The organism is Streptomyces sp. PSU-S4-23, assembly GCF_055632315.1.
The window spans coordinates 8,459,150-8,480,023 of record NZ_JBVMUU010000002.1; the positions used below are offsets into that span (position 1 = coordinate 8,459,150).

A 20,874-nucleotide genomic window follows, 5' to 3' on the forward strand; every position below is an offset into this window, starting at 1 on the left:
ACCGCCACGCCCTCCCGGACGCGACCCCCGCGGAGTCCCCCGACGGGATGCCGTACGCTGCGTGTTACGTATAACGCCGTTTCCCCGGAAGGCCCGATGAGACGCATCGCCCTGGTCACCCTCGTCGTGGACGACTACGACGAGGCGATCCGCTTCTACACGAACGCCCTGGGGTTCCGGCTCACGGCCGACGAGCCACGGCCGGACGGCTCCCGGTGGGTCGTCGTCGAGCCCGGTGCCGCGGCCCCCGGCTGCGGGCTGCTGCTCGCCCGGGCCAAGGACGACGCGCAGCGCGGCCGGGTCGGCGACCAGACCGGCGGGCGCGTGGGCTTCTTCCTGCACACCGACGACTTCGCCCGCGACCACGCCCGGATGACCGCGGCCGGAGTGACCTTCCTGGAGCGGCCGCGACAGGAGCCGTACGGCACGGTCGCCGTCTTCCGGGACCTGTACGGAAACCGCTGGGACCTGCTCCAGCCCGCCGCATGACCCCCCGAGAACGATCTGCCGAGGAACCCCGCACATGACCGCCCCGAGCATCTCCGCCGACGCCCTCCGCCGCCTCCCGAAGGCCGTGCTGCACGACCACCTCGACGGCGCTCTGCGCCCCGCCACCCTCGTGGAACTCGCCGGGCAGGCGGGCCACGCCCTGCCCGCCACCGACCCCCGGGCGCTCGCGGACTGGTACTGCGAGGCCGCCAGCTCCGGTGACCTGGTGCGCTACATAGCCACCTTCGAGCACACCCTCGCCGTGCTGCAGAACCGCGAGGGACTGCTGCGCACCGCCGAGGAGTACGTCCTCGACCTGGCCGAGGACGGCGTCGTCTACGGCGAGGTGCGCTACGCCCCCGAGCTGATGGTGAAGGGCGGCCTCACCCTGCCCGAGGTCGTCGAGACCGTGCAGGAGGGGCTCGCCACGGGCATGGCCAAGGCCGCCGCCGCGGGCACCCCGGTCCGGGTCGGCACCCTGCTGTGCGGGATGCGCATGTTCGACCGCAGCCGGGAGATCGCCGGCCTCGCGGTGGCCTTCCGCGACGCCGGCGTCGTCGGCTTCGACATCGCGGGCGCCGAGGACGGATTCCCGGCCGCCGACCACCTGCCCGCGTTCGAGTACCTGCGCCGCGAGAGCGTGCCCTTCACCATCCACGCGGGCGAGGCGCACGGGCTGCCCAGCATCCACCAGGCCCTTCAGGTCTGCGGCGCCCAGCGTATCGGCCACGGGGTGCGCATCACCGAGGACATCGCCGACGGCAAGCTCGGCCGGCTCGCGAGCTGGGTCCGCGACCGCCGTGTCGCGCTGGAGATGTGCCCGACCTCCAACCTCCAGACCGGTGCCGCCTCCTCGATCGCCGGGCACCCGATCACGGAGCTGAAGGACCTGGGCTTCCGGGTCACCCTCAACACCGACAACCGTCTGGTGTCCGGGACGACGATGACCCGTGAGATGTCGCTGCTGGTCGAGGAGGCGGGCTGGACCGTCCAGGACCTGCGCACGGTCACGGTGAACGCCGTGAAGAGCGCGTTCCTCCCGTTCGACGAGCGGACGGCCCTCATCCGGGATGTGATCCTGCCCGGCTACGAGGCCGCGCTCTGAAGCAGCCCCCGGACATAGGCGGCCTGTCCGACGTGCTGCAGATCGTCGGACAGGACGCTGACCAGCCGCACGCCCAGGCTGACCGGCGGATCCCAGCGCTCGTCCACGATCCGCTCGAAGTCCTTGGCGGCCAGCCCGCGCACGAACCCGAGCGTCTGCTCGTGCACGGCGTCGTAGTAGCCGGTGAGCAGGTCACCCGACGTCACCCGCACCTTGGCGACCTTCTGCGCGCTGTGGCCGTACCCCGTGTCCCCGCGGGGCAGACCGAGCCCGAAACGCTTCTCCCAGCCCTGGGACAGCCAGACCTGGCCGAGATCCGCGGCGTCCGCGACGTGGTCGTCCTGCACCCGGGTGAGATGCCACACGAGCCACGCGATGGAATTGGCGTCCTCGCCGGGCCGGGCGTTGAGGTCGTCCGGCCCCAGGCCGTCGACGGCGGCGTGGACTTCTTCCTGGATCCGGCTGTACGCGTCGATGAGGATGTCCTTCGCATGCATGGGTCCACCATCGCCCATCACGGCCGCCGGCGCCGGGCGATCGCCGCGCCGCGCGCCGGTCAGACGGCCCCGTAGCCCTGTGCCGCGCCCACCGTGAGGAGCCCCATCAGCGCCCGGGCCGCCGGACTGGTGGCCTCCGGGGGCGGCAGCACGGCGACCGTCTCGTACACGGCGGCGTCCTTGATGGGGAGCGACACGAGCGGCGACGCCTCCCGCTTGTGCCCGAAGTGGCGCGGGACGACGGCGATGCCCAGTCCCTCGTGGAGCAGATCGAGCAGGCTGTGCACGTCGTTGACCTCCAGCGTCACGGTCCGCCGGACCCCCGCCCGCGCGAACACCGCGTCGGTCGTGCGGCGCGGCCCCCAGTCGGGGTGGAAGTCGACGAACGCCTCCCCGCCCAGGTCCCCGGGCGTCACGGCCCCGCCGTCCGCGAGCGGGTGCGACGGGTGGCACAGCACGGTCATCGGCTCGCTCGTCAGCGGGACGTACCGCAGCGGGTCGCTGTCCGCCCGGGTCCGCACCGCGAACGCCAGGTCGAGGCGGCCCGCCGCGACCTCGTCGGCCAGGGCCCCCGATCCTGTCTGCCGCAGCCGGATCTCCACGTCCGGATGCCGCCTGCGGAACCCGGCGAGCAGCCTGGGGACGTCCACCCCCGCGATGCACTGCTCCGTGCCCAGCGCGAGCGTGCCGCGCAGCACGCCCTGGACTGCCGCCACCGCCTCGCGGGCCGCGCGCACCTGGGCCAGGATCCGCTCCGCCTCGACCAGCAGGGCGCGCCCGGCCTCCGTGAGCGTGACGCTGCGGGTGGTGCGGACGAACAGCGGGGCCTGAAGCTCCCGCTCCAGGGCGCGGACCGAGGCGGACAGACCCGACTGTGACACCATCAGGCGCTCCGCGGCCCTGGTGAAGTGCCGGTCCTCGGCGACCGCGACGAAGTGCTGAAGATGACGCAGTTCCATGATTGAGAAGCGTAGACGCTCAATCCGATCCGATTCCTCTGTTGGACCGCTGCCGGGTGGTCGGGCGAGAGTGGAGCGCGTCGTCAGGAACCCCCCTCATGGAGCGCATGTTGTACACGGCAGATCCCGCCCGCTACGAGGCCATGCCCTACCGCCGTACCGGGCGCAGCGGCCTGAAGCTCCCCGCGCTGTCGCTCGGTCTGTGGCACAACTTCGGCCCCGACCGCCCGGTGGAGACCCAGCGGCGGATCCTGCGCCGGGCCTTCGACCTCGGCGTCACGCACTTCGACCTGGCCAACAACTACGGGCCGCCGCCCGGCGCCGCCGAGTCCGCGCTCGGCGACGCCCTGAAGGCGGACTTCGCGCCCTACCGCGACGAGCTGGTCGTCTCCACCAAGGCCGGCTACCGCATGTGGCCGGGACCCTACGGCGAATGGGGCTCCCGCAAGTACCTGCTGTCCTCGCTCGACCGGAGCCTGCAGCGGATGGGCCTGGACCACGTCGACATCTTCTACTCGCACCGTCCCGACCCCGCCACTCCGCTCGAGGAGACGATGGGTGCCCTGCACTCGGCGGTCCGGCAGGGCAAGGCCCTCTACGTCGGCGTCTCCAACTACTCGCCGCAGCAGACCCGCGAGGCCGCCCGCATCCTCGCCGGGCTGGGCACTCCGCTGCTGATCCACCAGCCGCGCTACTCGATGCTCGACCGCCGTCCCGAGGACGGGCTGCTGGACACCCTGGACGAGCTCCGGATCGGCTCCATCGCCTACTCGCCGCTGGAGCAGGGTCTGTTGACCGGCCGCTACCTCGACGGGATACCCGACGGCTCGCGGGCCGCGAGTGACAGCCCGTTCCTCAGCGCGGACGCGGTCACCGATGACCTGGTGCGGCGGCTGCGGGCGCTCCACGAGATCGCCCGGTCCCGCGGCCAGTCGCTGGCCCAGATGGCCCTGGCCTGGGTGCTGCGCGGCGGCCGGGTGACGTCGGCGCTGGTCGGTGCGAGCAGCCCGCAGCAACTGGAGGACAGTGTGGCGACGATCCGCAACCTGGACTTCGAGGCGGACGAGCTGACGCGGATCGACGCGGTCGTCACGCCGTAAGGCGCTCGCTGACGTCCCGGAGGCGGGCGGCCGCCTCCGGGACGACCGCGTACCCGCGTACCGGGGCACGCCCGCCGTCTCCCGGCCGGCCCGCCGGACGGCCTCGTCGCGCACCGGACACCGGTGGCCGCCCCCGGGGGGATCGTCCTGAGCCGCCGCGCGGGGTCCCGCACGGGCGTGGCGGTCGTCACGAGCTGAGCGGACGCCCTGCGTGAGACGCCGCGCGGCGGTCCGGGGCCGCCGCGCCCCGGGGCGGCTGGGCCGCGTCCGCCGGAACGCGGTCCAGGAAGCCGTGGACGCTGCGGATGCGTCCGTCCTCGTCCAGGGTGATCACGTCGAAGCCGGCGACGGGGGCCGAGCCGTCCGCCTCGTTCACCAGTTCCCAGCCGAAGCGCGCGATGTCGTGGTGCCCGTCGACGGCGCCCGTGAGGCGGAAGGAGAATCCCGGGAACCGCTCGTGGGCTCCCGCGATCACCGCCGCGATCCTCTCGTGTCCGCCGGCGTCGGCCAGCGGATCGGTGTAGCGTCCGTCCGCGGCCCAGGCGGCGGCGACGGCCTTGGCCAGAGCTTCGGGGCCGCCCGCGTTCCACGCCTCGAAGTAGCGGGCGACGGCGGACTCGTAGCGGTGGGTGTCTGCGGACATGGCGGATCAGCCTCCATCGAGGTCGCGAGTGCCGGTCAGAGGCCGGATCCCCGGGGGCGGTGCCCGTCGGGAGCCGGCAGGGCAACCTTGCCCGGACACGCCGGGAGCGTCGATTACCTCCCGGGTAACGGAGGCGTGGACACGGAGCGTGGCGGCACGGTTCGTTTCGGCCATCGGCGGCGGTGAATATGCCAGGAGACTGGCTGAAATGGCATGGTGACAGAGTGTCAGGAGTGGCGATACTCGAGTGACAGGGCGATTCGGCCACGACCGGCAGAGCGCTACCGCGCCACGGCGTGCGGTCGCCCACGTGCGCAGCGAGCGAGCGCAAGGCACCACGGGCCGACCCGGCTCCGAGCACCGCAGTGGGGGAGCGATCGTGCACGACGAATTCCTGTGTCATGTGACGGCGTACGGCATGTGCGGCGGTCGGCGCATCGGCGTCCCCCTGGGCACCTATCGCGCGCCCACCCTGGCCCTCGCCCTGTGGTGGATGCGCGACCGCGCCTCCTGGATCGCCGAACGGCTCGACCCCGACCCGGACAACCCGCTCTTCCCGCCGAACTCCGTCGCCCCCGTCGCCGACACGGTTCCCGACGTGCCGACGGTCCTGCGCGCCTGGTGCGGCGACACCGGGCAACAGGAGAGGGTCGCCGACGAGTTGGCCGCCGGACGGCTGGTGCGCATCGCGGTCAGCGACGACACCACGGAGTACGAACTGCTCGCCGAGTCCGTGGACGCGCTGCGGATGCAGCGGTTCGTGCACGCGCTCTCCATCCCGGCCGCCTGACGGCCTGCCCCCGGCGGCCGCCGCAGCCGCCGACGATCAGGCACAGATATGGACGAATAGCTAGAATTCAGTGCATGGCTGAGCGGCCGGCCGACCCGACCGCGCCCGTCCTCGTGCTGGAGACCGAGACGGGCTCCACGGTGATGAGCCCGAGCCGTGACTACCACGTGGGACGCGACCCGTCGAGCGACATCGTCCTGGACGACGTCCGGGTCTCCTGGCACCACGCCGTCCTGCGCGCCGAGGCCGGCCACTGGCTCGTCGAGGACGAGAACAGCACCAACGGCACCTATGCGGGCGGCCGGCGGGTCCACGAGTGGTCCGTCGGACCCGGCAGCGTGATCCGCTTCGCCAACCCCTCCGACGGCCCCCGTGCCGTCCTCGTGGACCGTACGGCGGAGCGCCCCTCGCACATCTCCCGGCCGGCGGCGACGGGCACCTTCCGGCAGCCGACGACCGTGCGCCCGCTGCCGTCGCGCACCGTCCGCATCGGCCGCGGCGCCGACAACGACATGGTCGTCGACGACCTCGTCGTCTCCCGGCGGCACGCGGAACTGCGGGCGCATCCGGACGGCACATACGAGATCGTCGACCTCGGCAGCCACAACGGCACCTACCTCAACGGCCGGCCCGTCGCCCGCGCCCCGGTCGCACCCGGTGACGTCGTCGGCATCGGGCACTCCGCGTTCTGCCTGGTCGGCGACCAACTGCAGGAGTACGTCGACACCGGCGAGGTCTCGCTCGACGTCCAGGACCTGACGGTGCGGGTCGACCGCGGCCGCAGGATTCTGCTCGACAGGGTGTCGTTTCCCGTCGGCGAGAAGTGCCTGCTCGCCGTGGTCGGCCCCAGCGGCTCGGGCAAGTCCACCCTGCTCAACGCCCTCACCGGCCAGCGCCCCGCCGACCGCGGCACCGTTCTCTACGACGGGCGCGACCTGTACCGCGACTACGCCGAGCTGCGCCAGCGCATCGGGCTCGTCCCGCAGGACGACATCCTGCACGCCCAGCTCACCGTGCGCCGCGCCCTCACCTACGCCGCCGAGCTGCGCTTTCCGCAGGACACCGCCGAGGAGGAGCGCCGGGGCAGGGTCGACGAGGTGATCGGTGAACTGGGCCTTCGGCAGCGGGCCGGGCAGCCCATCCACAGCCTCTCCGGAGGACAGCGCAAACGCGTCAGTGTGGCCCTGGAACTGCTCACCAAGCCGTCCCTGCTCTTCCTCGACGAGCCGACCTCCGGACTCGACCCCGGTATGGACCGCTCCGTGATGCACATGCTGCGCGGCCTCGCCGACGACGGCCGCACCGTCGTGGTCGTCACCCACAGCGTGCTCAGTCTCGACGTGTGCGACCGGCTCCTGGTGCTCGCCCCGGGCGGCAGGGTCGCCTACTACGGGCCGCCCGGCGACACGCTGCCGTTCTTCGGCTTCGAGCAGTGGCCGGAGGCGTTCGAGGCGTTCGAGCGCGACCAGGACCGGGACTGGGCGGGGGAGTACCGCGAGTCCCCCTTCCACCGTCAGTACATCGACAAGTCGTCCGCACAACCGCGTCTGCCGGGCCCCGCCGGCGCGGCGGTGGTCGCTGCGCCGCCGGCGCCGCAGAGCTGGGGCGCCCAACTCGGCACGCTCGTACGCCGGTACGCGGCCGTCCTCGGCGCGGACCGCACCTTCCTCGTCATCATGGTCGCCCTGCCGTTCGTGATGGGGGCCATGGCCCGTGCCCTGGCCAAGGGCCGGTTCACCCAGGAGACGGCACTGAACGCGCTGCTCATCCTGTGTGTGGGCGCGGTGCTGACCGGCGCGGCCAACGCGGTGCGCGAACTGGTCAAGGAGCGCGTGATCTACCAGCGGGAGCGGGCCGTCGGACTGTCCCGGTCGGCGTATCTCGTGTCCAAGATCGTGGTGCTGGGCACCGTCACCGTGCTGCAGGCCGTCGTGCTGACCCTGGTGGCGCTGCTGGGCGTGGACCTCGACGCGCCCGGCGGCGAGGGCGTGCTGATGCCGCCCCTGGTGGAGATCACCCTGGCGGTGGCCCTGCTGGCGTTCACCGCCATGATGCTCGGCCTGGTCGTCTCCGCCCTGGTGCGCAAGGAGGAGGTCACCATGCCGCTGCTGGTGCTCCTGGCCATCGTCCAAGTGGTCTTCTGCGGCGCCCTGCTGACGCTCGACGGTGTGGCGGTGCTGAACCAGCTGTCGTGGCTCGTGCCGTCGCGGTGGGCCCTCGGCGCGATGGCGGACACCATCGGCCTCGTGCGGCTCTCGCCCGACAAGACGGATCCCCTCTTCCGGCACCGTCCGGGGACCTGGCTGCTCAACATGGGCATGCTCGTCGTGCTCTCGGTGGCCTGCGCGGGCGCCGTCGGACTCCTCCTGCGCCGGCACGAGCCCGCGGTCATGCGGAAGTAGCGGCCATGACCACCCGCGGCTTCCACCCGACCCACGTCGTCCCCCGGGAGGGCCTGCCCGCCTTCCACACCCCCGACCCGTCGCGGCCCACGACGCCGCTCGACCCCCTGCTCCCGGTCCAGCTCGTCGGCCGGCGCGGCGACTGGGGCCGCATCGTGTGCGCCAACGGGTGGTCCGCGTGGGTCGACGGCCGGCTCCTGGTCGCCGTGCCGCAGGCGCCGCCCCTCGCGGGCGCCCCGCCCGCCGGCGCCGCCGACCCGCGCCCGCTGCTCGCCCGTGCCGAGGAGGCGCTCGCCCGCTACCGCGCGGCGGCCGAGGAACTGGCGGCCGGGCGGCTGGACGCGGAATCCTTCGGCGAGCGCACGCGCGGTCTCAGGACCGGCGTCGTCGTCGACGGTGAGTCCCTGTGGGTGTACGACGCCGAGCACGAGCGGTGGGCCTACTGCGAGGGGGCGCGCCTGACCACGTACACCGCCACGGGGCAGCCGTCGGCCGGGGCGGAGAGCGAGGGCCGGGAACCGACCCGTCTCGTCCCGCACACCCCGGACGGCCGCTGATGGCCCGCGACAGCGGCCCGTTCCCCGGCACTGCCCCGGAACCGGCCGGCCGGCGGATCGCCGGCTACCGGATCGAGGAGGAGATCGGCCGCGGCGGGATGGCGGTCGTGTACCGCGCCCGCGATCTGCGCCTGGACCGGACCGTCGCCCTCAAACTGCTCGCACCCGAACTCACCCGCAACGACACCTTCCGCCGCCGCTTCACCCACGAGTCCCGGGTCGCCGCGGCCATCGACCACCCGCACATCGTGCCGGTGTACGAGGCCGGCGAGACGGACGGTGTGCTCTACATCGCCATGCGGTACGTCGCGGGACGCGACCTGCGCCATCTCCTCGACCGCGAGGGCCCGTTGCCCCTGACGACCGCCCTGAGGATCGCCGCCCAGGTGGCGTCGGCGCTGGACGCGGCGCACGACCACGGCCTCGTGCACCGCGACGTGAAGCCCGGCAACATCCTCGTGGCCGAGGGCACGGACAGCGACCACCCCGAGCACGTCTACCTCACGGACTTCGGCCTGACCAAGAAGTCGCTGTCGCTGTCCGGATTCACCACGGCCGGCCAGATCGTCGGCACGCTGGACTACGTGGCGCCCGAGCAGATCTCCGGCAAACCCGTCGACGGGCGCTGCGACGTCTACGGCCTCGGCTGCGTGGTCTACGAGGCCCTGGCCGGGAGGCCGCCTTTCCGGCGCGAGGACGACATGGCGCTGCTGTGGGCCCACCAGTACGACGAGCCGCCGCCGCTGACCGGGCAGCGCCCCGGCCTCGACGCCTCCGTGGACCGGGTCTTCGCGAAGGCACTGGCCAAGGACCCGGACGACCGCTACGGCTCGTGTCTCGCGTTCGTGTCGGCCCTGCGCTCGGCGGCGACGGGCGCGGGCCGCTCGGGCCGTCCCACGACGCAGACGGCGGCGGCGGAGGTGCCCGAACCGCCGGAGTGGGCGCGTCCCGTGTTCCGCTGCTGAGGCACCCGGGTCCCGGTCCTGTCTTTTCGCCGCTCGGCTCGCTCCGAGCGCCCGCCGCTCGCTCCGTTCGCTCGCATTACACCCTTGAATCGCTTGATGAAAATATGTAACAGTGCTCCGGCCCGACGGTGAGGAGTGGTGACGGTGGCCGAGTCGGCCGATCTGATGGCGCCGTTGAGCGCCCGGTCGGTGGCGCTGAGCCTGCTGCTCGGCGCGCGCCCGCCGAGGCTCTCCGCGCGCGACCTGACCTGCCTGGGAGAGATGTTCGAGATCTCCGCACCGACGATGCGCGTCGCCCTCTCCCGCATGGTCGCCTCCGGTGACCTGGTGCCGGCCGACTCGATGTACGCGCTCTCGGCCCGGCATCTCGAACGGCAGGCGGCCACCGAGTCCCTCATCCACCCGCGCCGCCGCCCCTACGACGGGATGTGGCGCATGAGCGTGGTCGTCGGCCGGGGCCGCAGCCTCGCCCGGCGGACCTCGCTCCGGTCCCTGATGCGGCGACACCGGTTCGCGGAGCTCCGTGAGGGCGTCTGGATGCGCCCCGACAACATCGAACAGCTCCTGACCCCCTCCCCGCACGAGGGCGCGGGGACCGGGCCGGCGACGGCGCTCTCCGAAGTGCGCACCTTCAGGACCGTGCCGGACAACGACCGACGGCTGTCCCGTGAGCTGTGGGACCTCGACCAGTGGGCGGCGGACGCCCGGGTGCTTCTCGACGCTCTGCGCGACGACGGGCCGTCGAAGGCGCGCCCCGTGGACCGGCTGACAGCGGCGGCCGCGGCGGTCCGGCACCTGTGCACGGACCCGGCACTGCCCGAGGAACTGGCTCCCGAGCGGTGGCCGGCCGACGAACTGCGCTGGGCGTACGAGGACTACCGCAACGAGCTCAGCGCCATCTGCATGGCCGGCACGGCCGTGCCCCCGGCACAGCCTGCAGCCGAAGCCGACGCATCGAAGGGAATGTGATGCACACTCACGAGGTCTTCAACCAGGCGCCGCCACTGGTGGACTACAACGCCGCGGACTATCCGGTCATCCGCGAGGCCCTGACCCGCGCGGGCGCGCAGGAGGCGCTTGCGGAGCTGGACACGGTGGGCCGTGCCGCCGGCAGCGCCCACGCCCTGGAGCTGGGGGACCTGGCCGAGGAGCACGAGCCGGTGCTGCGTACGCACGACCGCTACGGTCACCGTGTCGACGAGGTCTCCTACGACCCGGCCTACCACGAGTTGATGCGCACCGCGGTCGGGTTCGGCCTCCACGGTGCGGCCTGGTCCGATCCCCGTGAGAACGCCCACCTGATCCGTGCGGCGAAGTTCAGCGTCTGGCAGATCGTCGATGCCGGACACGGCTGCCCGATCTCCATGACCTACTCCGCGATCCCCGCGCTGCGTGCCGATGCCGGCCTGGCGGCGGTCTACGAGCCGCTGCTGGCGGCCGATGCCTATGACCCCGGGCTGCGGGTGCCGACCACCAAGCGCGGCCTGATCGCAGGCATGTCCATGACCGAGAAGCAGGGCGGCTCCGACGTCCGCGCCAACACCACGACCGCCACGCCCCAGCCCGACGGCAGTTACCGGATCGTGGGCCACAAGTGGTTCACCTCGGCCCCGATGTCGGACATCCTGCTCACCCTCGCGGTCGCACCCGGCGGGCTGACCTGCTTCGTCCTGCCCCGGGTCCTGCCCGACGGCAGCCTCAACCCGATCCGTCTGCAGCGGCTGAAGAACAAGCTCGGCAACCGTTCCAACGCCAGCAGCGAGATCGAGTACGAGAACGCCACCGGCTGGCGGCTCGGTGAGGAAGGCCGCGGCGTGCCCACCATCATCGAGATGGTCAACAGCACCCGGCTGGACTGCACCCTGAGCACCGCCACCCTGATGCGGCACGGCGTCCACCTGGCCACACACCATGTCACGCACCGGGCCGCCTTCGGCAAGACGCTCATCGACCAGCCCCTGATGCGCAACGTCGTGGCCGACCTCGCCGTCGAGGCCGAGGCATCCACCGCCGTCGCCCTCTGGCTCGCCTCCCTCACCGACGCCAAGGAGGCCGGCGATGAGCGCGCCGCCCGGCTGCGCCGCATCGGCCTGGCGGTGTCCAAGTACTACGTGTGCAAGCGCGGGCCGGTCCACACCGCCGAAGCCCTCGAATGCCTGGGCGGCAACGGCTATGTCGAGGACTCCCGCATGCCCCGTCTGTTCCGCGAGTCCCCGCTGGCCTCGATCTGGGAGGGCAGCGGCAACGTCGCGGCCCTGGACGCCCTGCGTGCCGTCGCCAAGCAGCCCGAGACCCTCACCGCGTTCTTCGGCGAACTCGACGGTGCGGCGGGCACCGACGCACGATACGACGCGTTCGTCGACCGTCTGAAGAGCCGGTTCGCGGACACACGGCAGCTCGAGTTCCGCGCCCGGGCCGTCGTCGGCGACCTCGCACTGGCGCTCCAGGCGTCCCTGCTCATCCGCTACGGCCACCCGGCCGTGGCCGACGCCTTCACCGCCTCGCGTCTCGACCGGGACTGGGGCACGGTGCTCGGCACCCTCCCGCCCGGCGTGGACACCGCAGCCATCCTCGAACGTGCCACACCCAAGGGGTGAGGCCCGGACGATCAGCAGGGGACCTCGCCCCGTCGCCGTACGCCCTTGGCCAGCAGCCCGCCCGCGAAACCCGTGACGAGTCCCCACAGGGCGGCCGTCCCGAGCACCGTCCACCACTGCGGCTTCAGGAACAGCACACCGGACAGGCCGCCGCCCAGGTCGCCGATGCCGATGAGTGACAGACCGTAGTGCGCCGACACCCGGCCGACCGCACAGATCACGAGCACCGTCAGCACCAGCGCGACCGCCATGTCCACGGCGTGCCGCCACGGCCGCATCCGCGCCGGAGAGCGGGCCGCCATCACGAACGCGGCGGCGAGGAGCAGCACGGCGGCGACGACCACCAGCCACCAGGCCCGGCCGTCCTGCTCGGCGAGGGTGCCCAGGTCGAGCGTCGAGACGTCCGGGGTGCGCAGTACCTGGTCGAGCAGCCGCGGCATGGGCAGCCCGAACGGTCCGTCCACCCGCCCGTGCCAGGTCGCGCCCATACCGATGGTGAGCGCCGGCCACACCACGTTGGGCAGCCCCAGCAGGATCACCGCGAAGGTCCGGGCGGGGTGCCCGCGCGTGGCCGCCACCACCAGCGCGATGGCGACGCCCACCGCGACGCAGGCGAGCAGCAGGGCCACCATGGCGTACGCGGCGGGCCGCACCGACTCCTGGAAGCGCAGCAGACGGGCCGGGAGCGGGGCGCCGCGGGACACCAGCAGGGCGAGGAGCAGCACGCCCGCCAGCCACAGGAGACCGAACAGCACGGTCAGCGGCAGGTCGGTGGTGTAGCCGACCTTCGGGGAGATGCCGAACAGGTCGCCGATGTCGCCGATCGTCCCGTCGCCGAGCGGGGCCGGGAAGGTCTGGCGGGCCGCGAGCGCCAGACCGGTCAGCGCCACCAGCCACAGCACGGCGATCCGCGCCGCCCAGCCCGCCAGTTCCGGCGCGCCGGCGATGGCCCGGTGCCGCAGCGGGCGCAGGAACCCGGCGGCGATCACCAGCGCCCCCGCGAGCGTCACCGACAGCGGCATCACCGTCAGTTCCGCGCGGGTGCCGGCGAGCGCGCCGGCGTCGCCGGCCAGCCTCACCGTGCCGCCGACCGCGAGGACGACCACGGCCACCGCCACCCGGGGGAACCCGTTGTCGGGGATGCCGGTCCCGCCCGCCGCCCACAGCCCGAGCGTGGCGAGAGCGCCCATCGCGATCAGCCCGGCCAGTACCGTCACGGCGGCCTGGACCCAGCCGTGCGGGGCGGCGTGCGGGCCGCCGGTGCGGGCGACGGCCCGGTCGGACGAGGGCGGGGCGCTCACGCTGCCACGCTAAGCGGCCCTCCCGCACTCCGCCCGCCGGGTGGGCCGACCGCGTCGGCCCGCCGCCCGTGCGGTGCCCCGCCGCTCGCCCCCGCGAGGGCCCTTTCCGTTTGCGGGGAGTCCAGGGCCCGTACTCACAATGAGTCCATCGCGCAGTGAAGCGGTGCACACCCCGAAGCGCCATGTGTCGCCACGCCGGAGGAAGAGCTCGTGAGTGCCGAACCGCCGTCCTCCGACCGCCCCACAGGCCCCCCGGCGGGCCCGCTGTCGGGCCCCTCCGAGCCGGCTCCCACACAGCCGGACATCCGCCCGCCGTCCGGGCCCGCCGGCGGCGGAGGCGGTGGCCCGTCCGGTCCCGGTGGCCCGTCCGGTCCCGGTGACGCCGGCGGGGGCCCGCGCCGGCCTTGGTGGAGGTCCGTGCCCCGGGTGGCGGTGATGTCCGCGCTGGCCGTGGCAGCCGTGGTGCTCGGCCTCGTGCTGACCCGGCCCGGCGGCGGCGGTCGCCCCGCCGGCGGCGAGGTCTTCCTCCAGGCGGCCGATGCGCCGGGACCGGACCCGTTCACCGAATCCTCGGCGGTCCAGAGCTCCGCGGCCCCCCGCACCCCCACCCCGGCGGCCCCGACGGAGCCCGTCAACGTGACGCGCGCCGTCGACGGTTCCGCACCCGGCCTGTACGGCGGCACCCGCAACACCGCGAGCTGCGACACGGAGAAGCAGATCCGGACGCTGCAGGCGGACCCGGCGAAGAACGAGGCGTTCGCGTCCGTGGCGGGCGTCCGGCCGTCCGGTGTGCCCGCCTACCTGCGCTCGCTCACACCGGTGCGGCTGCGCATGGACACCCGGGTGACCAACCACGGCTACCGCAACGGCGCGGCCACCGCCTACCAGGCGATCCTGCAGGCCGGCACGGCGGTCCTCGTCGACGCCCACGGTGTGCCCCGGGTGCGGTGCGCCTGCGGCAACCCGCTCACGCCGCCGGTCGCGCAGAAGTCCACGCCGAGGCAGACGGGCGACCGCTGGCCCGGGTTCCGGCCGCAGAACGTGGTGGTGGTGTCGCCGTCCCCCACCGTCGTCACCACGTTCGTGCTGTTCGACGCCGATCACGACGCATGGTTCGACCGCCGCCGTGGTGACCACACGGGCGGCCACGACCGGACGACGCGTCCGCCGGCGCGACCGGTCCCGTCGGTGAGCATGTCGACGCCCGCACCGCACACGGCCTCCCCTTCCGCCACCCCCTCCTCGCCGCCTCCCGTGCCTTCCCGCCCGCCGGCGTCGTCACCGTCCCCGCCCGCCCCGCCGTCGTCACCCGTCACGACGCCGTCGCCCCGGCCCACCCCGCCGTCCTCGCCCGCTTCGGGCCCGCCGTCCTCGGGGGAGCCGTCCTCCGCGCCCACCAGCGCGTCCGCCTCGGCGTCCGCGTCGTCGCCGCCGGCCTCCGCTGCCTTCGCGCCCCCGGAGCCGCCCGCCACGGCCCGGTCCGGCCCGTGGCGCCCGTCCGCCGGGGACTGGGGAACGCATCGCTGGGTACGAGCACTGGTGCGGCACCCCTCGGGAGGGGATGCCGCGCCCTACGAGCCGCGGTGTGCGTCAGAGCCCGCCTGAAGGAGCACCTGGACGGAGCAGTGATACCGACCGATCTCGACATGCCTGCCCAGCCGCTGCGGCGGGCGGAGCATTACACCGGGCGACCGGGGGCCGTCGCCGAGGCCAGGGCCTTCGGTGAGATGTTCGTCCAGCAGCTCCGGTCCGAGTGGTGTGCCGCCGTGGACGAACGGGCCGCAGGCGATGTGCTCCTGGTCGTCAGTGAACTGGTGACCAACGCGCAGCGGCACAGCCACGGTCCGTGCCTCCTGGAACTTGAGGGCACCGACACCTTTGTGACGGTCACCGTCTACGACAGCAGCGCCACGCTGCCCCGGCGCCTTCCCCGGGACCCCCGACGCGTCGGCGGGCACGGCCTGGAGATCGTCCACGGCCTGGCGGCCCGGGTGTCGGCCGAGCGCGTACCGGTCGGCAAACGCGTCACCGCCGTGGTGCGGCTGGGGCGCTGACGCTCACCGGGCAGGCACCCCCTGCCCGGTGAGCGTCACGTCACCCGGCGTCGACCCGTTTCACATCGTCCAGCATGCCGCTGCGCAACTGCTCGATGATGCGCTTGATGAGGCGGGAGACATGCATCTGCGAACAGCCCAGCCGGGCGCCGATGTCGGCCTGTGTGGCCTCCTCCACGAACCGCAGATGGAGGATCGTCCGGTCGCGTTCGCTCAGCTCGGCCATCAGCGGGGCGAGGGTGTGGAAGTCCTCGACGAGCCGTATGCCGTCGTCCTCCTCGCCGATGAAGTCGGCGAGGACCGCCTCGCCCTCCTGTTCGTCCCCGGTCAGCGCGGCGTCCAGGGACGACGAGTTGTAGCCGTTGGCGGCGATCTGCGCCTCGGTCACCTCGTCCTCGGACAGGTTCATCAGCGCGGCCAGTTCCGCGACGGTCGGCTCGCGGTCCAGACGGGTGGACAGCTCCTCGCGCGCCCTCGCCAGCTCCACTCGCAACTCCTGGAGGCGGCGCGGGACATGGACCGCCCAGGTGGTGTCCCGGAAGAAACGCTTGATCTCCCCGACGATGTACGGCACCGCGAACGAGGTGAACTCCACCTCGCGCGAGATCTCGAACCGGTCGATGGCCTTGATGAGGCCGATCATGCCGACCTGGACGATGTCCTCCATGTCGTCGCCGCGGCCCCGGAACCGCCCGGCCGCGAACCGCACCAGCGACATGTTCATCTCGATCAGCGTGTTGCGCGCGTACTGGTGTGCGTGCGTGCCCTCTTCGAGGGTGCTCAGCCGACGGAAGAACTGACGGGACAGCTCGCGGGCGTCACGGGGAGCGACGGTCCGCGGGTCCGTGATGGTCGGCAGGGGCTCCTCACCGATCGTGGTCCGGGCGGTTCCGTCGGCGACCGTCGACCGGCTCATGGCGGTGTCCATTACCTCTCCCACGTGACTCACTCTTCGGTCTGTCGGGCATCGTTGGGCATCGTGAGTCCGCGGATACCCCGGAGTCGGACTCTCATGTGGGTGTTCGCCGGACAACCGCGTGGCGCCGGTCACTTGACGGGGGACGGCAGCGGCGGGCGGGGCCGGCGGATGACGCCCCCGCGGACGTCCCGCTTCACCCAGGGCAGAACGCCGATCCCTTCCGGTGGCGCCCCCGGTCCCTAGGCTGGAGGGGTGAGCAACCATGCGCCGAACGAAGCCCGCGTCATCCCCCTGCGTCCGCAGGCCGCGCCGCCCCGCACCGCGGGGCCGAGCCGCGACCCGCGGCAGCCGGGGTCCGCGCCACCGCGCACCGCGCCCCGGGAGCCCCTGTGGCGCGACCTCGTCGGTGATGTGCTGCGGCGCGAACGGCTCGCCCAGGAACGCACCTTGAAGGACGTCTCCGAGGCGGCCCGGATCTCGATGCCGTACCTGTCGGAGCTGGAGCGCGGCCGCAAGGAGGCGTCCTCCGAGGTCCTCGCGGCCGCCGCACAGGCCCTCGGCCTCGGCCTGGGCGATCTGCTCTCGCTCGCCCAGGCCGAGCTCACCCGGCACGCCCGTACCGGGACGGGCCGGGGCCGCACGTCGCCGACGGCGCGGTACGACGGCCTGTGCCTCGCCGCCTGACCGGCTCGCGGACGTCCGGGCCCCGGCGCGCCGGAGTCAGACGAACGCGAGCCGCCGGCTCAGCACCTCGTCGGCGAGCCCGTACGCGACGGCCTCCTCGGCGGTGAACACCTTGTCCCGGTCCATGTCGGCCCGCAGGGTCGCCACGTCGTGCCGGGTGTGGCGGGAGAGGACCTCCTCCACCTGGGCGCGGATGCGGACCATTTCCTTGGCCTGGAGGCTGAGGTCGGAGACGGTGCCCTGGCGCCCGCCGGCGGCCGGCTGACCGAGCAGCACCCGGGCGTGCTGGAGCACGAACCGCCTCCCGGGGTCTCCGCCGGCCAGCAGCACGGCCGCCGTCGAGGCGGCCTGCCCGACGCAGAAGGTCGAGATCGGCGCCTGGACGAAGGTCATCGTGTCGTAGATCGCCATGAGGGAAGTGAACGAACCCCCGGGCGAGTTGATGTAGATCGAGATCTCGTGCTCCGGGTTCGCCGACTCCAGATGCAGGAGCTGCGCGATGACGACGTTGGCCACGCCGTCGTCGATCTCGGTGCCCAGGAAGACGATCCGCTCCGAGAGCAGCCGGCTGAAGACGTCGTAGGAGCGCTCGCCCTGCGCGGTCCGCTCGACGACGTACGGAACGGTGTACGACCCCATGTCACAACCCCATCCGTCGGCGCGAGGCGGCCGGGCGGACGTCGGCGAGCGACTCCACGACCCGGTCCACCATTCCGTACTCCCGGGCCTGTTCGGCCGTGAACCAGCGGTCCCGGTCGCCGTCCCGCGAGATCGTCTCCAGGCTCTGCCCGGTGTGCTCGGCGGTGATCCGCTCGATGGCCCTCTTGGTGAACTCCAGGTTCTCCGCCTGGATCTCGATGTCGGCGGTGGTGCCTCCGATGCCCGCCGACGGCTGGTGCATCATGATCCGCGCGTTCGGCAGCGCGAACCGCTTGCCGCGCGTGCCCACGGTGAGCAGGAACTGGCCCATGCTGGCGGCGAACCCCATCACCAGGGTCGACACGTCGTTCGGGACGAGCCGCATCGTGTCGTAGATGGCGAGCCCCGCGGTGACGGATCCGCCCGGGCTGTTGATGTACAGGCTGATGTCGCCGCGCGGGTCCTCGGCAGACAGCAGGAGCAGCTGCGCACACACACGGTTGGCCGACACCTCGTCGACCTGGGTGCCCAGGAACACGATCCGCTGGGTGAGCAGCTGTGCGGCGAGATGGTCGTCGAAGCGGCTGGGCGGGGTGTCGCCCTCCTCCGCGCGGGGTGAGAGCGTGCTGGGTGGAGGCAGTGGAGTCATCGGGTCCCCTCATGGTGGCAACGGATGCCGGTGACTCCACTGTCGCCCCCGGGCGGCCCCCGGCCGCGGGTTCTCTGCCCGCGGCGGATTCGCTCCGGGCAGAGCCCGGGCTCAGCCCTTCTCGCGCAGCTGCCGGAAGAAGGCCCGCACGTCGTCGACCAGCAGGTCGGGCTCCTCCATCGCGGCGAAGTGCCCGCCACGGCCGAACTCCGTCCAGCGGACCAGGTTCTCGGTACGCTCCGCCTTGTGCCGCAGCGGCACCTGGAGTTCGGCCGGGAACACGGCGAGCGCGGTCGGCGCGGTCGGCGCGGTCGACGGCTCGGCCGGCGCGGCGGCCCGGCCCGAGGCATGCGCCCGCTCGTGGTAGATCCGGGCGGCCGAACCGGCGGTCCAGGTCAGCCAGTACAGCATCACGTTGGTGAGCAGCCGGTCCCGGTCGACGGCCTCCTCGGGCAGCTCGGCGGAGTCCGTCCACTCCCTGGACTTCTCCACGATCCAGGCCAGTTGGCCGACCGGCGAGTCCGTGAGCGCGTGGGCGAGCGTCTGCGGCCGGGTCGAGTGCAGGATCGCGTAGCCCGCCCCCTCGCGCTGCCACGCGTCCCAGCGGTGCCACGAGGTGAGGGTCTGCTCCCGCTCCCGCGGGCTGAGCGCGGCCAGTGCCCCGGGGGCCGGTTCGGTGGTCTGCTGCGCGCCCGGCAGCAGGTTGAGGTGGACGCCGATCACCCGGTCGGGGTGGGCCGGGCCCAGTTCGCGGGAGATGCCCGCGCCCCAGTCGCCGCCCTGCGCGCCGAAGCGCCGGCAGCCGAGCCGGTCCATCAGGCCGGCCCACGCGTCGGCGACGCGCCCCGCCTCCCATCCCGTGTCGCGGGTGGGCCCGGACAGCCCGAATCCGGGGATGCTCGGCACCACGACATGGAACGCGTCGGCGGGATCGCCACCGTGGGCCGCCGGGTCGGCGAGCGGTCCGGCGACGTCGAGGAACTCGACGATCGAACCGGGCCAGCCGTGGGTGATGACCAGGGGGGTGGCGTCCGGCTCGGGGGAGCGGATGTGCGCGAAGTGCACGCGCGCCCCGTCGATCTCCGTCGTGAACTGCGGCCACTCGTTCAGCCGCGCCTCGGCGGCCCGCCAGTCGTAGTCGTGGCGCCGGTACCGGACGAGTTCGCGCAGATAGCCGAGCGGCACCCCCTACGCCCATCCCACGCCCGGCAACTGGTCGGGCCAGCGGATGCGGTCGAGGCGGTCGTGCAGGTCGTCGAGGTCGCTCTGGGGAATCGCGAGACGGAAGGGCCGGATGCTCTCGGCGGACGAAGACCTCATGCCCGGATGCTATGCCGCGGCCGCCGGACCCCCATCCGGATTACTTCACGGCCCGGCCGATGAGTTCCGGCACGAGCACCGGTCGATACAGGAGACCGCGTTCCCGTACTCCAGGAGGTACTCATGGCCACCGAAGGATTCACCACCTGTCTCTGGTTCGACGGCCAGGCCGAGGAGGCCGCCCACTACTACGTCTCGATCTTCAAGAACTCCCGCATCGGGAGGGTCGGCCGCTACACCGAGGCCGGCCCCGGCCCCGCCGGCTCCGTCATCGCCGTCGACTTCACGGCCAACGGCCACAAGTTCGTCGCCCTCAACGGCGGCCCGCAGTTCACGTTCAGTGAGGCGATCTCCTTCCAGATCTACTGCGACGACCAGGAGGAGATCGACCACTACTGGACCCGGCTCACCGAGGGCGGCGGCGAGCCGGGTCCGTGCGGCTGGCTCAAGGACAGGTACGGCGTGTCCTGGCAGATCATCCCCAGCGGGCTCATGGACATGATCGGCGACCAGGACCAGGAGAAGGCGGCCCGCACCACGCGCGCGATGCTCTCGATGGGCAAGCTCGACATCGCCGCCCTGCAGAAGGCGTATGCGGGCGAGTAGTACCGCAACGGCACGGCCGGCCCGCCCCGGGGGAGCGGGCCGCCCGGCGTTCCGGCGGACCGGTGCCGCCCGGTTCGCCGGGGACGATGCCCGGACGTAGGCTGACGGTACGGACGGAGGGCACGTCGATGGCCGTTCTCGTCACACAGGTCGCGTTCATCGTCCTGGCCGCCGCGACGGTGGCCTCGGTGGTCCTCGCGGTCTGGACCTACCGCCGCAACGCGCAGGCCCAACTCCGCGCCGCGCAGGCGCAGCTCCAGCTGTCGGCCCTGGGCATCCTCCAGCACCACCTCGATCTCGCGGTCGAGCACCCCGAACTGGCCGGTCCCGGCGAGGAGCGGGCGATCGACGCCCGGTACGCCTGGTTCGCCGCGCACGCGCTGAACACGGCACAGACCCTCCGTGCCCTGGTGGGCGACCAGCCGGACTGGCAGCGGGCCGTCGACGCCATCGTCCGCCGGCACCGTCCCTATCTGACGTCGGGTGCCTTCGTCTGCGACGACTTCACCCCCGCCTTCGTCGACTATCTGCGCCGGCGCGTCCCGGACCTCCGGTGCGCCGATGCGGGGCAGCCGTCCGAGTGACCCTCGGACCGGGC

At 72.9% G+C, this 20,874-nt stretch carries 20 protein-coding genes and 2 pseudogenes; 14 read left to right on the plus strand and 8 right to left on the minus strand.

The window, feature by feature from the left end:
- The first annotated feature begins 96 nt into the window (after window positions 1-96).
- Complete coding sequence (locus ACZ79I_RS38205; RefSeq protein ID WP_471504177.1) at window positions 97-489, plus strand: VOC family protein; 393 nt, start codon at window positions 97-99, stop codon at window positions 487-489.
- Between the two features lie 34 nt (window positions 490-523).
- Window positions 524-1,594 carry an adenosine deaminase gene (locus ACZ79I_RS38210; RefSeq protein ID WP_471504179.1) on the plus strand — a complete coding sequence of 357 codons (1,071 nt, stop codon included), beginning with the start codon at window positions 524-526 and terminating at the stop codon, window positions 1,592-1,594.
- Here ACZ79I_RS38210 and ACZ79I_RS38215 read toward each other — a convergent pair.
- Both ACZ79I_RS38215 and ACZ79I_RS38220 read right to left on the minus strand, forming a co-directional pair.
- The gene (locus ACZ79I_RS38215) at window positions 1,576-2,091 is read right to left on the minus strand and encodes a mycothiol transferase (protein ID WP_471504181.1); all 516 of its coding nucleotides are present in this window, start codon (window positions 2,089-2,091) and stop codon (window positions 1,576-1,578) included. The two genes, ACZ79I_RS38210 and ACZ79I_RS38215, sit on opposite strands and share 19 nt — an antisense overlap.
- A gap of 59 nt (window positions 2,092-2,150) precedes the next feature.
- Complete coding sequence (locus tag ACZ79I_RS38220) at window positions 2,151-3,050, minus strand: LysR family transcriptional regulator (protein ID WP_471504183.1); 900 nt, start codon at window positions 3,048-3,050, stop codon at window positions 2,151-2,153.
- A gap of 110 nt (window positions 3,051-3,160) precedes the next feature.
- Between ACZ79I_RS38220 and mgrA the strand changes: the two genes are divergently transcribed.
- Window positions 3,161-4,150 (plus strand): L-glyceraldehyde 3-phosphate reductase, encoded by a 990-nt coding sequence (gene mgrA, locus ACZ79I_RS38225; RefSeq protein WP_471505491.1) that lies wholly within the window; start codon window positions 3,161-3,163, stop codon window positions 4,148-4,150.
- A 262-nt stretch (window positions 4,151-4,412) separates the two neighbouring features.
- Here the strand turns inward: mgrA and ACZ79I_RS38230 are convergent.
- A pseudogene (locus ACZ79I_RS38230) lies at window positions 4,413-4,793 on the minus strand (nuclear transport factor 2 family protein); the annotation flags it as partial.
- Between the two features lie 379 nt (window positions 4,794-5,172).
- On the opposite strand from ACZ79I_RS38230, the gene ACZ79I_RS38235 reads away from it, so the two are divergent.
- The 6 genes from ACZ79I_RS38235 to ACZ79I_RS38260 all read left to right on the plus strand — a co-directional run bounded on the left by ACZ79I_RS38235 (window position 5,173) and on the right by ACZ79I_RS38260 (window position 12,104).
- Entirely contained in the window at window positions 5,173-5,583 is a 411-nt protein-coding gene (locus tag ACZ79I_RS38235) for a hypothetical protein (RefSeq protein WP_471504186.1), read from the plus strand.
- 74 nt (window positions 5,584-5,657) lie between these two features.
- Window positions 5,658-7,985: an ABC transporter ATP-binding protein/permease gene (locus ACZ79I_RS38240; RefSeq protein WP_471504188.1), complete on the plus strand. Its 2,328-nt coding sequence runs from the start codon at window positions 5,658-5,660 to the stop codon at window positions 7,983-7,985.
- Between the two features lie 5 nt (window positions 7,986-7,990).
- Window positions 7,991-8,542 (plus strand): hypothetical protein, encoded by a 552-nt coding sequence (locus tag ACZ79I_RS38245; protein WP_471504190.1) that lies wholly within the window; start codon window positions 7,991-7,993, stop codon window positions 8,540-8,542.
- On the plus strand, window positions 8,542-9,507 hold the full coding sequence (locus ACZ79I_RS38250) for a serine/threonine-protein kinase (RefSeq protein ID WP_471504192.1): 966 nt from the start codon (window positions 8,542-8,544) through the stop codon (window positions 9,505-9,507). Before ACZ79I_RS38245 ends, ACZ79I_RS38250 begins: the two co-directional genes overlap by 1 nt.
- Before the next feature lie 144 nt (window positions 9,508-9,651).
- A complete protein-coding gene (locus ACZ79I_RS38255) occupies window positions 9,652-10,476 on the plus strand; it encodes a PaaX family transcriptional regulator C-terminal domain-containing protein (protein ID WP_471504194.1) in 825 nt (274 codons plus the stop codon).
- On the plus strand, window positions 10,476-12,104 hold the full coding sequence (locus ACZ79I_RS38260; RefSeq protein ID WP_471504197.1) for an acyl-CoA dehydrogenase family protein: 1,629 nt from the start codon (window positions 10,476-10,478) through the stop codon (window positions 12,102-12,104). Before ACZ79I_RS38255 ends, ACZ79I_RS38260 begins: the two co-directional genes overlap by 1 nt.
- An 11-nt stretch (window positions 12,105-12,115) precedes the next feature.
- Here ACZ79I_RS38260 and ACZ79I_RS38265 read toward each other — a convergent pair whose 3' ends face one another.
- Window positions 12,116-13,405 (minus strand): streptophobe family protein, encoded by a 1,290-nt coding sequence (locus ACZ79I_RS38265; RefSeq protein WP_471504199.1) that lies wholly within the window; start codon window positions 13,403-13,405, stop codon window positions 12,116-12,118.
- 210 nt (window positions 13,406-13,615) lie between these two features.
- Between ACZ79I_RS38265 and ACZ79I_RS38270 the strand changes: the two genes are divergently transcribed.
- Window positions 13,616-15,010 carry a DUF6777 domain-containing protein gene (locus ACZ79I_RS38270; protein WP_471504201.1) on the plus strand — a complete coding sequence of 465 codons (1,395 nt, stop codon included), beginning with the start codon at window positions 13,616-13,618 and terminating at the stop codon, window positions 15,008-15,010.
- Window positions 15,007-15,459 (plus strand): ATP-binding protein, encoded by a 453-nt coding sequence (locus tag ACZ79I_RS38275; RefSeq protein WP_471505493.1) that lies wholly within the window; start codon window positions 15,007-15,009, stop codon window positions 15,457-15,459. Before ACZ79I_RS38270 ends, ACZ79I_RS38275 begins: the two co-directional genes overlap by 4 nt.
- Window positions 15,460-15,499: 40 nt before the next feature.
- Here the strand turns inward: ACZ79I_RS38275 and ACZ79I_RS38280 are convergent, their stop codons facing one another.
- Complete coding sequence (locus ACZ79I_RS38280; protein WP_471505495.1) at window positions 15,500-16,387, minus strand: RNA polymerase sigma factor SigF; 888 nt, start codon at window positions 16,385-16,387, stop codon at window positions 15,500-15,502.
- A 243-nt stretch (window positions 16,388-16,630) separates the two neighbouring features.
- Here ACZ79I_RS38280 and ACZ79I_RS38285 point away from each other — a divergent pair, with 243 nt between their 5' ends.
- The gene (locus ACZ79I_RS38285) at window positions 16,631-17,062 is read left to right on the plus strand and encodes a helix-turn-helix domain-containing protein (RefSeq protein WP_471504203.1); all 432 of its coding nucleotides are present in this window, start codon (window positions 16,631-16,633) and stop codon (window positions 17,060-17,062) included.
- Window positions 17,063-17,098: 36 nt separating this feature from the next.
- Here the strand turns inward: ACZ79I_RS38285 and ACZ79I_RS38290 are convergent, their stop codons facing one another.
- The 3 genes and pseudogenes from ACZ79I_RS38290 to ACZ79I_RS38300 form a co-directional block, all read right to left on the minus strand.
- The gene (locus ACZ79I_RS38290) at window positions 17,099-17,701 is read right to left on the minus strand and encodes a ClpP family protease (RefSeq protein ID WP_471504205.1); all 603 of its coding nucleotides are present in this window, start codon (window positions 17,699-17,701) and stop codon (window positions 17,099-17,101) included.
- A gap of 1 nt (window position 17,702) precedes the next feature.
- Window positions 17,703-18,350 (minus strand): ATP-dependent Clp protease proteolytic subunit, encoded by a 648-nt coding sequence (locus tag ACZ79I_RS38295; protein WP_471504207.1) that lies wholly within the window; start codon window positions 18,348-18,350, stop codon window positions 17,703-17,705.
- Between the two features lie 111 nt (window positions 18,351-18,461).
- A pseudogene (locus tag ACZ79I_RS38300) lies at window positions 18,462-19,670 on the minus strand (epoxide hydrolase family protein).
- 123 nt (window positions 19,671-19,793) lie between these two features.
- On the opposite strand from ACZ79I_RS38300, the gene ACZ79I_RS38305 reads away from it, so the two are divergent.
- On the plus strand, window positions 19,794-20,276 hold the full coding sequence (locus ACZ79I_RS38305) for a VOC family protein (protein WP_471504209.1): 483 nt from the start codon (window positions 19,794-19,796) through the stop codon (window positions 20,274-20,276).
- Between the two features lie 128 nt (window positions 20,277-20,404).
- Complete coding sequence (locus ACZ79I_RS38310) at window positions 20,405-20,860, plus strand: hypothetical protein (protein WP_471504211.1); 456 nt, start codon at window positions 20,405-20,407, stop codon at window positions 20,858-20,860.
- Window positions 20,861-20,874: the final 14 nt, after the last annotated feature.